Genomic DNA, 14,769 nt, shown 5'->3' with positions numbered 1-14,769 from the left:
GATTTATTACAATTACTATAGATATCAGTGGAACTTAAAAAAGATGACCCCTGTTCAATACAGAGATCATCTTCTTAAAACTGCCTAGGCTTTTTTTAAATGTCCTTTACAAAGGGTACACTTTATTTTTATACAAAATTCTCCCGGGCTTTTATCCCTCCGTGTATACAGTACAGCAATACCGTACGCTACCTCTCGGACCAGACGTTTTACAAACCGGAACCCTAGGCGGCATCTTTGTTCTATGACAAGAACCAATATTAATTGTTAGTTATGAGTATAAAGACAAAAATCAAGACGTCAATTAAGTTGTCAGATTATTTAACATATTATTTAACATATTATTTTGGAATTTAGAAAGTATAAATAAAAAGATAACGCTCTCATTATGATGCGCAGAGCATTTTTAACTAAAATTATTTCCGTTAAGAAAAGATCAGCAACATGACAAATGCCTTAAGGGTAATTTTCGGAACTTTTCTACTATTCATTCGTATTAAGTTTTAGAGAAGGAATAAAAATACAGTTTTAAACTACACAAGTATGGAGGGATATAGATGGTTGAATGGGTTCAAAGTGCAGATGGAATGTGGCAATATTTTGCCTTATTTATTATTTCGTTATTACCATTTCTAGATGTTTTTTATATAATTCCAGTTGGTATTCTTTTTGATATGTCACCAGTAGCAGTTGGAACTATTGCCTTTTTAGGTAATTTTTTAATGGTGTTAGTTTTCGCGATATTTTTTAGACAAATAGCTGAATGGCGTAGGAAAAGAAAAGCGAAAAAAGGAATAACAGAGCCATCCAAACGAGAAACACGAGCCAAACAAATTTGGGAAAAGTACGGTTTGCCTGTGTTTGCTTTGTTATCACCTTCTATCCTTGGCACAGACCTTGCTGCATTAATGGCACTTATATTTGGTTCTTCTAGAAAGAAGGTTGTCACTTGGCTTGGTGTTAGTTTAGTTATTTGGTCTGTTGTTATGACAGTCGGCTCTGTTTATGGCTTGCAGTATATAAAATGGTAAGAATAAAAAGAAGCACTTTAACTCGAAGGATGGAGAGAAATTGTGAGGAATAAGTTAAGGAAATCAGCAACCGATAAGGCGTTAGCCGGAGTTTGCGGCGGTATCGCAGAATACTTTGGGATATCTTCGTTTGCAGTGAGATTAATATTTATTGTTACTTTACCCTCAAATATCATTGTATATCTCATTCTTGCTAACGCGATGGCAGATAGTCCCCGCTCATTATAAGCAAAAGAAGAATTAGTAGCCTGTAATTATATTAAATATATATTGAATTCTTAAGGGAATAGTGAAATAATTTTATTAGTAAAAAACTGGTTTGTGAGAGATGGTTGAAATAATTGCTACTAAAAATGCGTCTTCATTTTCAAAGATACAGCTGCTATAAAATAGGTTAAAGTAGGATTATTTAAAAGGGAAGGTATTATATGAGAATAATTCATTTGCTACTTGCCATTGTAATAATAGTTATAGGCAGTGTTTTTAGCAGTATCACTTTTAATGACGAATTAACTAATACGATCATTATAAGAACAATTGGAGTTATTGTACTTATTGGCGGTGCTTACTATCTTAAGAAAAAGGTAGTAATACGAAAAAAGCCAGTAATAATATTAAAGGACAGAGACAATGAAGGTTAATATTAGATTCTATGAAATAACAGACGCTCACATGAAGCTACAGCTGGAATTAAACAATAAAGAGCATTTCGAAAGATGGTCACCAATTAAACCAAGTGAAGCGTTTTATACTTTAGACGGCCAGACAAATTGGATTGAAAAAAGTATAGAAAAAGCAAAAAATGATGAAAGATATGATTTTGGTATTTTCCTAGAAGCAGAATTAATTGGTGCAATCAACTTTTTCTTTGTCGAAAGAGGCCCGAAGCAAACATGCATGGTAGGATATCAGTTAGACTCCAAGCATAATGGAAAAGGCTATATGCAGCAGGCTTTAACGGAAGGTTTGAAAATTATCTTTACAGAAATGAATTTTCATCGAGTAATCGCAGGTGTTAGTCCGCAAAATCCTGGTTCGATTAGAGTGTTGGAAAAGGCAGGATTTGTGAAAGAAGGCTTAGAGCGGAAGAGTCTATTGATAGATGGAGAATGGCGTGATCATATCCTTATGGCAATACTAGAAGAGGACTTTACCCAGCATTTACAGAGGGTTTCTAAACTGTTCTTTCAATAATATAGAAAATGGCTGTCCATTAGCGGATAAGCCGTTTTTTTTTGCTTTTGAGTAATTCATGTTTTTAAACAAGACAAGCAACCCTTTAAGCAGACAATAATTTTAAATTTACTGTTTTACTTAAAGGGGGAAATTATTCTAAGTTTCTTCTTTAAACAAATATTTTATTTTCGTTTCTTGCCTGCTTTAGCTGCTTCTGTATTAGGAACAGATTGTGGAGAATGGTGCTCTGCACTTCCTCCATTTGAAGGCCCATATGTATGAGCATCATCTGTGACTTTTGCTCCTTCTAAGAAATCATCTTTTGTTTTCATCTCTTTCACCTCCATTATTGTTAGTATGTGATTTCATATTTATATTATTAGTTGGATTTGGATGGAGCAGGTAAAAATAAAGTAAAAGACCCCACTCTATAGAGCAGGGTCATATCATAAAGGTTTTAATTGTTTATCATGACTTCAAAAAGAAGTGGTGTTTTATCTCCATTCTGTAATCGTATCAACAGGCAGACGATAAGATTGGAAGCCTTCATTTGCAGCTTTACCAATTGTTAGAAGCATAATTGGAATATAACGATCCTTTTCTAAACCAAAGCTTTCGGCAATTTGGTCTTTTTCATAACCGCCGATTGGATTTGTATCATAACCATATGCACGAGCAACTAGCATAAGCTGCATGGAAACAAGACCAGCATCAAGCATGATAGTATCCTTCATTACATCCTCAGACATATTTGCATAATAAGGTGTAAATGCGTTTATTTGAGCATCCTTAACTTCTTGAGGCATATAGCCAAGCTCAACAGCATTGCTGTAGATTTCTTCAGCGTAATCAAAGTTTTTCTTGTCTCCGAAAACAGCAATTACTGCAGACGAGCTTAGTACTTTCTCTTTATTAAATCTAGATAGAGGAGCTAGCTTTTCTTTACCTTCTTCCGTATCAATCACTACAAAGCGCCAAGGCTGCATATTAATGGAGGACGGAGCTTTGGAAGCTTTCTCTAGAATCTCGATCATTTCCTCACGGCTGATTTTTACTGTTGGATCATATACTTTAATGGAACGACGACCATATACAATTTCGTTGAAGTCATTTGTTTTTTGGAATTTACTCATAATATAATAATTCTCCTTTAAAATTAGTTGATGTATCAATAGTTGACTTATCAATAATTGATATATCAAATAATATTATAATTCTGCCTCGATTGCAATCAAAAAGTATTGGAAAAATGTAATTTGCATTTTTTAAAAGTAAAAACCGAAGTTAAAAAGACAAAATTAGCAAAAAAGAAGAACAGTGTCTATGGTAAGGGTGGTAGGAAGAAATAATTTTATAATATTTGGATAGTTTTAAATAATTGTAATAGAAATATAGTTTTTTCTATTATAAACTGTTATAGCAGTACTATTTAGTAATAATAATTCTATTGATAAACAGAAAAGGAAGAAACAATATGAAATTATTTAAACGAATGATTTTAAAACGTCCTGCTGAAAAACGGCTTATCTATTTTTATACAATTGTCTCTATGGATGAGCAGGTTTGGTTGCTGCGCGATGAAAATGGGGACTTGTTAACGTTAGAAGAAGAGGACGATTTTGAATTTTCATTGCCTGTTTGGCCTAGGAGAAGCTTTGCGGAGATGGAGGCGGAAGTGATAGGCGAGAAGTATGAGGCATTCAATATTCCATTGAATGAGTTTTTGGATGATTTACTTGTTGAAATAGAAAAGGATAATGGCGTGGCCGCCATATTTCCAAGTGAAAAAGGAGCAATCCTGCAAACTCGTGATGAGATAAAAGAAATGCTTCGTAATATATAAAGAGTTTTCACTTTTTCTCGTGAAACAAAAGTAGCATGATTGGTAAGAAGGGGCTAATTCATCCATTAGTCCCTTTTTTGTTTTCTAAGATTATTAGCCCATTTATTAAAATGGTACTTGAATCGATGTAAAGTTTATTATACATTGTGTATAAGAAACTTTACCTTATGTCAAACTAAATATACAAAGGGTGTTGATGGATGACCTATCAAGAAAAGAAAAGTATTGTATCAATAGTCAGTGCTGTAATCATTTTTGTTTCATTTTCTTTTTGGATGTACCCACAATATCCATTAGGGGGTGTGCTAGAAGATCAAATTCTTCCCTTTTGGGGCAGATTCGTTCTGCTTTTGACACTAGTTTCCATTATTGCACATATCATTATCAGCATTATTTTTAACATCCTATTTAGTGTAACAACTAAAGAAAAGCAGCCATCATTTGAAGATGAGCTCGACAAGTTAATTGCGCTTAAAGCAAATCGAAATTCCTTCTTTATTTTTATCCTCGGTTTTCTTTCATCAATGACAGCATTAGTAATTTCACAACCATTGCAAGTAATGTTTATCATCCTAATTATTTCAGGTTTCCTTGCTGATGTAACGGGATCAGTTACAAAATTTTATCATTACCGGAAAGGAGTTTAATATGGGAAAGCATCTTGTCGGCAATCATATTAGAAGATTGCGATTTAACCATAATGAAATGACACAGCAGCAATTGGCTGACAAGGCAGGCGTGACAAGACAAACTATTGTGGCACTCGAAAAAGGTAACTACTCCCCATCCTTAGAACTAGCCTTTCGTATTTCCCATGCTTTTAATATGCCATTAGAAGAAGTTTTCTTTTACGAAAAAGACAATTAAAAATTTTTAGTTGTGCGGTTTCCACGTTTTTGAATTTATCAAAGAGAAGGGGATTTTTATGAATTCAAACAAAAAAGCTGCTAGATTAGTCGGAATTCTGTTTATACTTGCTGCCGTTACAGCAGTCATAGGGCTATTACTATATGATCCGATTCTAAATGAATCAGATTATCTTACTGCAGGTGCTGAACATTCAAGACAGGTAGTATTAGGGGCGGTTTTGGAATTAATACTTGTTGTATCAGCAGTTGGCACTGCAACTACGATGTATCCGATCTTGAAAAAGTATGATGGTACTATTGCACTTTGGCATGTTTGCTTCCGGTTTCTCGAGGCTGTTCTTATTATAATCGGGATAATCAGCGTTCTGGCATTACTAACATTAAGCCAGGAATATATAGCCGGTGGCGCGCAAAATTCTTCTGTCTTTGAAGCAAATGGAACCGTACTGAAAGCGATACATGAATGGACATTTTTACTTGGTCCGAATTTCATGCTTGGCATCAACACAATGATGTATAGTTTTATCTTTTATAAATCGAAGCTCGTACCGCGGTTTATCCCTATTATAGGAATGACAGGTGCAGCTCTCGTATTTACTTGTTCTATTTTAGTAATGTTTGATGTGATTGAACAAGTTTCAGTCTGGGGTGCTTTATTAGCTATGCCTGTAGCAGCTAATGAAATGATTCTAGCAGTATGGCTTATCGCAAAAGGCTTTAATGATACTCCGCTTTTAAAAATAATAAAAGAGAAACAAAATGTGAGTAGTTAATATTATCAGCTTAATCGACGATTGCTCATTTAGCTAAAAAAGCCTGTGGTTTTCATTTCATCCAGCAGGCTTTTTGGTGTTTGCATAATACTCTTCATTTTGATGAAGAAAAAGCAATGCAGGAATTTCGTTGAATAATTTCCGTATTCACGAGGGTTTGTGTCCCGCCGAAATTATTGCTAGAAATGGATTGAACAAGCTTTTCCACTGCTGTTTTTGCCAGCACATCTTTTCTGACTTGAACAGTTGTTAATTCAGGGCTAATAATGTTTGCTTCATATATATTGTCAAAGCCTAAGACAGAAACCTGTTCAGGTACTTTAATGCCAAGCTCATGCAGTGTTTTAATTGTACTTATCGCCATATAATCATTTTCGCAAAAAAACGCTGACGGAAGACTCTTAAGGCTTGCAATTGATTTTTTTAATGATTCTTGAGATAAAACCTGCATCGGTGCAACCTCAAAAACGTACGATCCATTCAAGCTAAGTCCATTTTTGTCCAATGAATGCAGGAATCCTGCCTCTCTTTTTGAAAAATTGTATATACGTTCATTTGATTTAATAAAGCCAATTTTTCGATGGCCTAGCTTGTACAAAAACTCACCAGCTTGAAATCCGCCTAGAAAATTATTTATTGACACAAAGCTCATATTAGAAGCTTCGAATAAAGTATCCAACACAACAATGTTAGGGTGTATGGACTCTACTTCTTCCATCTTCTCTAGCGGCAGGTCTGTTCCTAACAGAAGAATACCTGCTGATTCTTGGTCTGCCTCCAATTGTGATAGGTTACTTTCTAGTTCATGTATATTTATGGAAGAAATGGCTAATGTATATCCATTTTCCCTCACAATATCAGTCAAATAATTAAGCAGTTCTCTAAAGAAAGGCTGGGAATCGTATTGGTCTGTAATTACATCTGTATTTTTACAAGCGACAAAGCGAATAATATGGTTCTTCTTTAAAGGGCTATCATATCTTTTTTTTACAGTTCTAGGTGTATAGCCGTGAATAGCTGCTGTTTTTAAGATATGCTCCTTTGTTTGTTCACTGATGCCAGGTTTATTATTAAATGCCAAAGAAACAGCTGATTTAGAAACACCGGCTAATTTTGCGATATCATCGATTTTCAATCGTATTCCTCCTATATATACTTTCGTTCCTTAATTATACCACCACTATTCTATTTAGTTTAGTATAGTTTAGTAAAACAATGGGAGGAAAATACAGATTGCTTTTAAATAATTGAAGTGTTTTGCACTAACTAACGAGCATTCATATAAGACTTTTTTATTTATTAAGATGATAAAATTTTTGGAATTGAGTGAGTATTAAGAGGGTGTATGTGATAAATCTTTATGATTTTGGTAGCCTGCTTCTTTCAATTCTTTATTCCTTTTATTAGGAATTATTTTTTGTACAAGTGCTTTTTAGAGAGGTATTATAAGAATGATTTGAAAAAACGCTTACAACGCGATATGGTGTTAACAGGTTAACAAGTAGTTTTAGGTTTAGTAATTTTAGGAGATGAATGTATGGAAAGTGTTGTATTGAAAGAATTTTGTGCAGAAAACCTGACCAACATTCCTGCTGCAATTAAAGCGGGAGCAAAAAGGATTGAGCTTTGTGACAACTTAGCAGTAGGGGGGACAACTCCATCTTATGGGGTAATTAAAAAAGCGGTGGAGATATCACATAACGCCGGTGTTACGGTTATGACTATGATCAGACCAAGAGGTGGAGGCTTTGAATATAGTCATGCAGAGGCAGAGATAATGGAAAATGATATTGAAATCTGTATGCAGCTTGGCTCAGATGGAGTCGTATTTGGCTGCTTGAAGAATGGGTGGATTGATGAAGAATTGACTTCTCAGTTGATAAGTAAATCAGAAGATATGGAAATCACTTTTCATATGGCATTCGATGAATTGTCAGAAGAAGCTCAGTTTAAAGCAATTGATTGGCTTGCTGAAAAGAGGGTTAGCAGAATTTTGACACATGGTGGCAGTTCAGACCAGAGCATAGAAGCTAACTTCCCACATCTAAAGAAGCTAATTGAATATGCAGGTGACCGGATTATTATTTTACCAGGTGCTGGTGTTAATTATCAAAATTTAGAAGGGCTATTAGATGCTTTGCAGGTGAAAGAAGCACATGGAACAAAAATAGTAAAGCTATGATGAGTATATATAAAAGTATCCCCCTTCCACAATAATGGAAGGGGAATACTTTTACTTATCTTCTTTAATAACGAATAACACACCTATTAAAATCAGGATAGAACCTATCCAAAACATGAAGCCGATTTTTTTTGGTCGCACTTATTGTGTTAACACCATTTGTTTTACCGCGTTTACCTGAATTGAATATGATGCAACTGACTCATCCGACAATTTGGGGTGGACTATTATATTTAGGTGTTATCTCAACAGCAGGCGGCTTTCTTCTCTGGAACCGTGGATTACAAATGCTTAATGCCTCAAGCGGTGGAATTTATTTTTTCTTTCAGCCAGTAGTGGGAACATTGCTTGGTTGGCTGTTATTAGATAATAGAATAGGTTGTTACTACAATTTGCGAGTAATTGCTTGGAATGCGTTTCACTAGAACAGACATAAGTGCCCATGTTAAGGCAGCAATAACAAGAGAAACCCCGCCAAGTGTGCTGGACAAATTGATATCCCCTATGCCAACAATAAGAATAACACCTATTGTGGCTAGGCATACAGAGATTCCTTTTTTAATATTTAAGCTTTCCTTAAGAATGAGGCGGGCAAAAATAACCATAAATGCAGGTGTTGAAGCTGTGATGATTGCCCCCATTTGCGCTGTTGACAGCATCGTCCCTGTTTCTTGTGCAACAATAGAAATGGCATTGCCAATAATCCCAATGGCAACGATAATCCAAATAAAACGCTTTTCAATTCGCCATTTTTGTTTTGTCACAAATCCTATGAGGAGAAGTGTCAAGATTGCAATTAAATAGCGCAACCACACAAGCTCAAGTGGGGGAATAACCGCCACCACAACCTTCACGACAACATACATGCCACCCCAAATACTAGAAGCAAGAATTAAATATAAGGAACCTAATAAGGTGTTTTTCATTTTTTATACCCTCCGATTTTTTGTTTAAGGTCAAAGTTGCCCCTATCGGAGAGACTCAGTCATTTCCCTCCATTAGAAGCTGAAGGGTACTGCTGGTACGTCATTTTCAAATAAGAGAGTCCAATACATGTTTTTCTCACCTCATATCACTTCGTGTATTACTTATATCCTATCGCATTTTTACTAGATTTTCACAGAGGAAAACCTTGAAAGATATTGATAAACTCCATCTTCATCACAAGTGAATTCTGTTACATCATTAACAATTTTTTTGATTGGCTCTGCAGCGTTTTTCATTGCTACGGCATAATCAACAAACTCAAACATTGGCAGATCATTATAACTATCCCCAATTGCTAATATGTCTTCTTCCAATATCCCGAAATGAGCCAGCATCTGCTTAATGCCAGTTGCTTTATTTACATTTGCGAACATCAATTCCACATTATGGCTTGAAGAAGTTGACGTAGTAAAGTCAGTTTCTTGCTTTAGCTCGTTAAGTATATCTTTCCATTCATTAATATGCTCTTTTGTTCTTGCAAAGAAATAAAACTTCGAAAACATATTTCCCTCAATAGAATCCTTCCAAGCGATCTCTTCTTTAATCGCTTGTTTACGTGATAGCCATTCATTAATTTCTACACCTTCTGGCTGTGGATCTCTAACCTCATGTTCCACATAATCTTTATCCTGATTTAATGTGATACGTGCTGAATCGTATGGAAATAGCTCGTAATATATTTTATTTTGTCTTGCCTTTTCAATAACTGTTTCAACTAATACGCGAGAAAGGGAATGCTGAAACACAGGCTTATCCCCGATATATCCTGCCATTCCATTTGATGTAATAAAACCATCTACTTGGAAGCCTTCCGGAACTAATTCGGCTATCTCATCGAATGCTCTTCCTGTCGCAATAAATACAAAGATTCCTTGTTCCCGTAAATTATCAATAATTTCTTTCGTTTTCAAGCTGACTTTATTAAAAGAAGTTAAAATTGTACCATCCATATCTAAAAAAATTGCTTTAGGTTTAAAAGACAAGGTTATTCCTCCTATATTGCACTGTTTATTTGTGAGCATTTTTAGTAAGTCTCCATATTATAACGACTATTTACAGTTAATTGTAAACCATTTTGCCTATATACTTCGTTATTTTTTTGTAAAAAAAGCTTCGCGCTCATTTGTAATCCATTTTTCTAAATCATCTGAACTGCGCCTCACAAGACGATTAACTAATACATCATGCCATACATAATCCTCTAAAAGGTAAATATGAACAGGGTCATCTGTATAAAAAGCAATACTTCGCTCCTCAAAGGATGGTCCGTACAGCATTTCTCTTGAATCAATAGATAAGATGAACCAATGCTCAGTAGAGGAAGTTTCTGTAAAAGGAGTAATTCGGTGGCTCTCTAAATTATTTAGCGGGTTTTCCACATGTATGGTTATCCCTTTTAAGGTAACTTTATTGGAAGCTTCTGCAAGATCATCCTGTAGCTCACGGTATAAATCATCCCAGATGGAAATAATAATATGCTTTTCAGCTTTTTTAATTAATGTTTTACAATAGCTAATAATTGTTTGATAGTCCTTTAATGTTATTACCCGATTATCTGGTTCATTGGCAGATGTTTCAAGCTCCCTCAATGAGTCGTTTAAAACATCATAGGTATTTTCCCATTCTGATTGTGCTTTTTGAAGAAAAATTTCTACAGGTAGTGGGGAATATCGAGCAGCATCATTTATTTCCTCTTTTAAGACAATCCCTTTTTCGACAAGCGTATTTAAAACATCATAAATCCTAGCTCTTGGAATGCCTGAAGCCTTGCTGACTTGATAAGCAGTAGCTGGTCCTAATTTTACAAGCGCAACATAAGATTTAGCTTCATATTCATTAAAGCCTAGTTTTTTGAGCTGTTGTACAATATCGCTCACAATTTTTGTCCTCCAATTATTCCTGTACTATAGTTTAACGATACAATAACTATTTACATTTATCAAATGATTAGTTACTATTTGGATAGTGACTAGCGAAGGAAGTGTTCAATCTTGTTTGATATTGACCTATCATTATTAATAATTTTAATTATTTTTGGATTTTTAGCCGCATTTATTGATTCGGTAGTAGGTGGCGGCGGGCTGATTGCTTTGCCGGCTTTATTATTTACAGGAATGAATCCAGCTGCAGCAGTTGCTACAAATAAATTAGCTTCTACAATCGGCTCGTTAACTAGTACATATATGTTCTATCGTTCTGGTAAACTTGACTTAAAATCAGTATATAAATTATTTCCGCTTACCTTTATTGGTTCCATGCTGGGAGCTTGGTGTGTTCACTTAATGGATCCGGAAATGCTGAAACCATTGATGCTTATCATGCTTGCGGCAGTAGCGATTTATACTATCTTTAAGAAAGATTGGGGTAGTATTTCATCACCAAAAACCTTATCCCCTCGCCACTATATCATGTTTTTAGCTGCTATTTTCGCCATTGGCTTTTATGATGGGTTTCTTGGTCCAGGTACAGGATCATTTCTAATGTTTGCGTTTTTATTGATTGGATTTGATTTTTTAAAGGCTGCAGGTAATGCTAAATTCTTAAACTTTGGCAGCAATATTGCTGGTTTATTGATGTTTATTTTCCTAGGACAAGTAAACTATACATATGGATTAATTATGGGAGTTGCCCAACTGGGTGGTGCGATTTGTGGTTCGAGATTTGCTATCAAAAAGGGAAGCAGTTTTGTACGAGTATTGTTTATTGCGGTAACCTGCTTATTATTAGTAAAAAATATTTATGATTATATCCAATAAATTTCAAATGCTTTTATGCCATTTTACACTACATATTTTGAGATTAAGGCTGCCATAGGGCTGCCTTTTTTCATTTTGAATAGTAGATGAAAAAAATCATACAAGGTTAAATGGATATGTGTGGTCTCACCTGTATATTTGTGTTTTAAAATAGTAGAGCGATTTATTAATAGAAAAATTAGTTGAATCAATCAAAAACAAAATAGGTGACTAAATAAAGGATAGTAGCTTATTCAGTATTTCCGTTTTTCCATAGTATGTAAAGATGTTAAATCTTTGTATAGGAAAGGAGAGAAAAATGAGTTTACTGAATTTAATTAGTAATGGCGGTTTTGAAACAGGAAATTTAAATGGCTGGATTACTTCCTCGAATGCAACCACGACAAATCAATTTTCGAATTCAGGCACATACTCAGCATTGCTTCCACAAGGAACAGAAACCTCTTATATTGGTCAGTTTGTTCCTGCTAGTCCAGGAGATGCACTTGAATTGAATTTATCATTAGCAAGACCAGGATCACTTCCTGCACCTGCAGTGTTAATTCAAATTTTCTTCTTTAATGCAAGCTTTCAGCAGTTAGGGACAGGCTTATCAACATTTATTCCAGCAAACAGGCTGCCAAATGCTCAGAATAGCACATGGCAATCAATTAATTTAACAACGGTAGTAGCGCCTCCGGGAACAACTCAAGCATATTTGCTTATCAATTTAATACCTTTACAGGGTGGATCAGGTGTTTTAGTTGATGATGTGTCGTTGTTGACTGCTATTGGGATTGTTGGTCCAACTGGGCCGGCAGGTCCGGTGGGGCCGACAGGAGCAGCAGGTCCAACGGGAGCACCAGGTCCAGCAGGAGCAGCCGGTCCGACAGGAGCACCAGGTCCAGCGGGAGTAGCGGGCCCAACAGGAGCACCAGGTCCAGCGGGAGTGGCCGGTCCAACAGGGGCAACAGGTCCAGCGGGAGTAGCCGGTCCAACAGGAGCGACAGGCCCAACAGGAGCAACGGGTCCAGCAGGAGTGGCAGGCCCAACAGGAGCAACGGGACCAGCAGGAGCAGCCGGTCCAACGGGAGCAACCGGTCCAGCGGGAGTAGCGGGCCCAACAGGAGCAACCGGTCCAGCGGGAGCAGCAGGCCCAACCGGAGCAACAGGACCAGCGGGAGCAGCAGGCCCAACAGGAGCAACAGGCCCAGCGGGAGTAGCCGGTCCAACCGGAGCAACGGGTCCAGCAGGAGCAGCAGGCCCAGCGGGAGTAGCGGGTCCAACGGGAGCAACCGGCCCAACGGGAGCGACAGGCTCAGCGGGAGTGGCAGGCCCAACGGGAGCAACCGGTCCAGCGGGAGTGGCAGGCCCAACCGGAGCAACCGGTCCAGCAGGAGCAGCCGGTCCAACCGGAGCAACGGGTCCAGCAGGAGCAGCAGGCCCAACGGGAGTAGCTGGTCCAACGGGAGCAACGGGTCCAGCAGGAGCAGCAGGCCCAACGGGAGTAGCTGGTCCAACGGGAGCAACGGGTCCAGCAGGAGCAGCCGGCCCAACGGGAGCAACAGGTCCAGCCGGAGTAGCGGGTCCAACAGGAGCAACAGGTCCAGCGGGAGTGGCAGGCCCAACAGGAGCAACAGGTCCAGCGGGAGTGGCAGGCCCAACAGGAGCAACAGGTCCATCAGGAGAAGCAGGCCCAACTGGGGCAACAGGTCCAACGGGAGCGACAGGAGCAACAGGAGTAGCTGGTCCAACAGGTGCGACAGGCCCAGCGGGAGCAACCGGCCCAGCGGGAGTGGCAGGACCAACAGGCCCAACCGGAGCAGCCGGCCCAACGGGAGCAACAGGTCCAGCGGGAGTAGCGGGCCCAACAGGAGCGACAGGTCCAGCGGGAGTAGAGGGACCAACAGGAGCAACCGGTCCAGCAGGAGCAGCCGGCCCAACGGGAGCAACCGGTCCAGCAGGAGTGGCAGGACCAACCGGAGCGACAGGTCCAGCCGGAGCAGCAGGTCCAACAGGAGCAACAGGTCCAGCGGGAGTAGCGGGTCCAACGGGAGCAACAGGTCCAGCAGGAGTAGCGGGTCCAACCGGAGCGACTGGGGCAACCGGTCCAGCCGGAGTAGCAGGTCCGACAGGAGCAACCGGTCCAGCCGGAGTAGCAGGTCCGACAGGAGCAACCGGTCCAGCGGGAGTGGCCGGCCCAACGGGAGCGACAGGCCCAGCAGGAGCAGCCGGTCCAACGGGAGCAACCGGCCCAGCGGGAGTGGCCGGCCCAACCGGAGCAACCGGTCCAGCCGGAGCAGCCGGCCCAACGGGAGCAACAGGTCCAGCCGGAGTAGCGGGTCCAACAGGAGCAACAGGTCCAGCGGGAGTGGCAGGCCCAACAGGAGCAACAGGTCCAGCGGGAGCAGCCGGTCCAACAGGAGCGACAGGCCCAGTCGGAGCAGCCGGTCCGACAGGAGCAACGGGTCCAGCGGGAGTAGCGGGCCCAACAGGAGCAACAGGTCCAGCGGGAGTAGCGGGCCCAACAGGAGCAACAGGTCCAGCGGGAGTAGCGGGCCCAACAGGAGCGACAGGTCCAGCGGGAGTAGCCGGTCCAACAGGAGCGACAGGTCCAGCGGGAGCAGCAGGTCCAACAGGAGCAACAGGTCCAGCGGGAGTTGCGGGCCCAACAGGAGCGACAGGTCCAGCGGGAGCAGCCGGCCCAACGGGAGCAACAGGTCCAGCAGGAGTGGCAGGACCAACAGGCCCAACGGGAGCAACAGGTCCAGCGGGAGTAGCGGGTCCAACGGGAGCAACCGGCCCAGCGGGAGTGGCAGGCCCAACAGGAGCAACGGGTCCAGCAGGAGCAGTAGGCCCAACAGGAGCGACGGGTCCAGCCGGAGCAGCAGGTCCAACAGGAGCAACAGGTCCAGCGGGAGTAGCGGGTCCAACGGGAGCAACAGGTCCAGCAGGAGTAGCGGGTCCAACAGGAGCGACTGGGGCAACCGGTCCAGCCGGAGTAGCAGGTCCGACAGGAGCAACCGGTCCAGCGGGAGCAGCGGGTCCAACCGGAGCGACAGGTCCAGCCGGAGCAGCAGGTCCAACAGGAGCAACAGGTCCAGCGGGAGTAGCGGGTCCAACGGGAGCAACAGGTCCAGCAGGAGTAGCGGGTCCAACCGGAGCGACTGGGG

18 protein-coding genes, 1 pseudogene and 1 riboswitch are annotated in these 14,769 nt (G+C 40.3%); of the genes and pseudogenes, 13 read left to right on the top strand and 6 right to left on the bottom strand.

From position 1 onward, the window contains the following. The 5 genes from EM808_RS27885 to EM808_RS27865 form a co-directional block, all read left to right on the top strand. On the top strand, positions 1–88 hold an 88-nt coding region (locus EM808_RS27885; RefSeq protein ID WP_164849711.1), incomplete at its 5' end, for an IS3 family transposase. 50 nt (positions 89–138) lie between these two features. Continuing rightward, positions 139–239, bottom strand: a riboswitch (guanidine-I (ykkC/yxkD leader). Positions 240–557: 318 nt separating this feature from the next. Beyond that, positions 558–1,031: a small multi-drug export protein gene (locus tag EM808_RS27880; RefSeq protein WP_127743010.1), complete on the top strand. Its 474-nt coding sequence runs from the start codon at positions 558–560 to the stop codon at positions 1,029–1,031. Positions 1,032–1,073: 42 nt separating this feature from the next. After that, entirely contained in the window at positions 1,074–1,259 is a 186-nt protein-coding gene (locus EM808_RS27875; protein WP_127743008.1) for a PspC domain-containing protein, read from the top strand. Between the two features lie 200 nt (positions 1,260–1,459). Then, on the top strand, positions 1,460–1,672 hold the full coding sequence (locus tag EM808_RS27870) for a hypothetical protein (protein ID WP_127743006.1): 213 nt from the start codon (positions 1,460–1,462) through the stop codon (positions 1,670–1,672). Then, positions 1,662–2,225, top strand: a complete 564-nt coding sequence (locus EM808_RS27865; protein WP_127743004.1) for a GNAT family N-acetyltransferase — start codon at positions 1,662–1,664, stop codon at positions 2,223–2,225. The genes EM808_RS27870 and EM808_RS27865 overlap by 11 nt, the downstream gene beginning before the upstream one ends. A gap of 164 nt (positions 2,226–2,389) precedes the next feature. On the opposite strand, the gene EM808_RS28870 is transcribed toward EM808_RS27865, so the two are convergent. Beyond that, complete coding sequence (locus EM808_RS28870; RefSeq protein WP_164849822.1) at positions 2,390–2,539, bottom strand: hypothetical protein; 150 nt, start codon at positions 2,537–2,539, stop codon at positions 2,390–2,392. A 162-nt stretch (positions 2,540–2,701) separates the two neighbouring features. Further along, positions 2,702–3,340, bottom strand: a complete 639-nt coding sequence (locus EM808_RS27860; RefSeq protein WP_127743002.1) for a nitroreductase family protein — start codon at positions 3,338–3,340, stop codon at positions 2,702–2,704. Positions 3,341–3,681: 341 nt separating this feature from the next. Between EM808_RS27860 and EM808_RS27855 the strand changes: the two genes are divergently transcribed. From EM808_RS27855 to EM808_RS27840, 4 genes are all read left to right on the top strand, one after another. Further along, positions 3,682–4,050, top strand: a complete 369-nt coding sequence (locus EM808_RS27855) for a DUF2750 domain-containing protein (protein ID WP_127743000.1) — start codon at positions 3,682–3,684, stop codon at positions 4,048–4,050. A 200-nt stretch (positions 4,051–4,250) separates the two neighbouring features. Beyond that, positions 4,251–4,697 (top strand): hypothetical protein, encoded by a 447-nt coding sequence (locus tag EM808_RS27850; protein ID WP_127742998.1) that lies wholly within the window; start codon positions 4,251–4,253, stop codon positions 4,695–4,697. Position 4,698: 1 nt separating this feature from the next. Further along, positions 4,699–4,917: a helix-turn-helix transcriptional regulator gene (locus tag EM808_RS27845; protein ID WP_127742996.1), complete on the top strand. Its 219-nt coding sequence runs from the start codon at positions 4,699–4,701 to the stop codon at positions 4,915–4,917. 58 nt (positions 4,918–4,975) lie between these two features. Then, the gene (locus EM808_RS27840) at positions 4,976–5,692 is read left to right on the top strand and encodes a DUF4386 domain-containing protein (RefSeq protein WP_127742994.1); all 717 of its coding nucleotides are present in this window, start codon (positions 4,976–4,978) and stop codon (positions 5,690–5,692) included. Between the two features lie 94 nt (positions 5,693–5,786). Here EM808_RS27840 and EM808_RS27835 read toward each other — a convergent pair whose 3' ends face one another. Further along, complete coding sequence (locus EM808_RS27835) at positions 5,787–6,827, bottom strand: LacI family DNA-binding transcriptional regulator (RefSeq protein ID WP_127742992.1); 1,041 nt, start codon at positions 6,825–6,827, stop codon at positions 5,787–5,789. A gap of 402 nt (positions 6,828–7,229) precedes the next feature. On the opposite strand from EM808_RS27835, the gene EM808_RS27830 reads away from it, so the two are divergent. Continuing rightward, on the top strand, positions 7,230–7,874 hold the full coding sequence (locus EM808_RS27830; RefSeq protein WP_127742990.1) for a copper homeostasis protein CutC: 645 nt from the start codon (positions 7,230–7,232) through the stop codon (positions 7,872–7,874). Positions 7,875–8,062: 188 nt separating this feature from the next. Further along, positions 8,063–8,299 carry an EamA family transporter gene (locus tag EM808_RS27825; protein ID WP_412973765.1) on the top strand — a complete coding sequence of 79 codons (237 nt, stop codon included), beginning with the start codon at positions 8,063–8,065 and terminating at the stop codon, positions 8,297–8,299. On the opposite strand, the pseudogene EM808_RS27820 reads toward EM808_RS27825, so the two are convergent. From EM808_RS27820 to EM808_RS27810, 3 genes and pseudogenes are all read right to left on the bottom strand, one after another. Then, positions 8,240–8,800, bottom strand: a pseudogene (locus EM808_RS27820) (DMT family transporter); the annotation flags it as partial. The gene EM808_RS27825 and the pseudogene EM808_RS27820 sit on opposite strands and share 60 nt — an antisense overlap. Positions 8,801–8,983: 183 nt before the next feature. Beyond that, positions 8,984–9,844, bottom strand: coding sequence for an HAD family hydrolase (locus tag EM808_RS27815; RefSeq protein ID WP_127742988.1), 861 nt, complete (start codon positions 9,842–9,844; stop codon positions 8,984–8,986). Between the two features lie 108 nt (positions 9,845–9,952). Continuing rightward, a complete protein-coding gene (locus EM808_RS27810) occupies positions 9,953–10,738 on the bottom strand; it encodes a TrmB family transcriptional regulator (RefSeq protein WP_127742986.1) in 786 nt (261 codons plus the stop codon). A gap of 111 nt (positions 10,739–10,849) precedes the next feature. Here EM808_RS27810 and EM808_RS27805 point away from each other — a divergent pair, with 111 nt between their 5' ends. Beyond that, positions 10,850–11,617, top strand: a complete 768-nt coding sequence (locus EM808_RS27805; protein WP_127742984.1) for a TSUP family transporter — start codon at positions 10,850–10,852, stop codon at positions 11,615–11,617. A gap of 298 nt (positions 11,618–11,915) precedes the next feature. After that, positions 11,916–14,769, top strand: a 2,854-nt coding sequence (locus EM808_RS27800; RefSeq protein WP_127742982.1) for an NTTRR-F1 domain, incomplete at its 3' end; no start/stop codon positions are given.

The sequence above is a fragment of the Niallia taxi genome, from assembly GCF_004005475.1.
GTDB classification, from domain to species: Bacteria; Bacillota; Bacilli; order Bacillales; family Cytobacillaceae; genus Niallia; species Niallia taxi.
This window is presented reverse-complemented; position numbering and strand designations above follow the sequence as displayed.

Bases quoted from the DNA above. Each gene is read 5' to 3' on its own strand.
- EM808_RS27880 (WP_127743010.1), top strand. From the start codon at position 558: ATGGTTGAATGGGTTCAAAGTGCAGATGGAATGTGGCAATATTTTGCC.
- EM808_RS27870 (WP_127743006.1), top strand. From the start codon at position 1,460: ATGAGAATAATTCATTTGCTACTTGCCATTGTAATAATAGTTATAGGC.
- EM808_RS27865 (WP_127743004.1), top strand. From the start codon at position 1,662: ATGAAGGTTAATATTAGATTCTATGAAATAACAGACGCTCACATGAAG.
- EM808_RS28870 (WP_164849822.1), bottom strand. From the start codon at position 2,539: ATGAAAACAAAAGATGATTTCTTAGAAGGAGCAAAAGTCACAGATGAT.
- EM808_RS27860 (WP_127743002.1), bottom strand. From the start codon at position 3,340: ATGAGTAAATTCCAAAAAACAAATGACTTCAACGAAATTGTATATGGT.
- EM808_RS27855 (WP_127743000.1), top strand. From the start codon at position 3,682: ATGAAATTATTTAAACGAATGATTTTAAAACGTCCTGCTGAAAAACGG.
- EM808_RS27850 (WP_127742998.1), top strand. From the start codon at position 4,251: ATGACCTATCAAGAAAAGAAAAGTATTGTATCAATAGTCAGTGCTGTA.
- EM808_RS27845 (WP_127742996.1), top strand. From the start codon at position 4,699: ATGGGAAAGCATCTTGTCGGCAATCATATTAGAAGATTGCGATTTAAC.
- EM808_RS27840 (WP_127742994.1), top strand. From the start codon at position 4,976: ATGAATTCAAACAAAAAAGCTGCTAGATTAGTCGGAATTCTGTTTATA.
- EM808_RS27830 (WP_127742990.1), top strand. From the start codon at position 7,230: ATGGAAAGTGTTGTATTGAAAGAATTTTGTGCAGAAAACCTGACCAAC.
- EM808_RS27825 (WP_412973765.1), top strand. From the start codon at position 8,063: ATGATGCAACTGACTCATCCGACAATTTGGGGTGGACTATTATATTTA.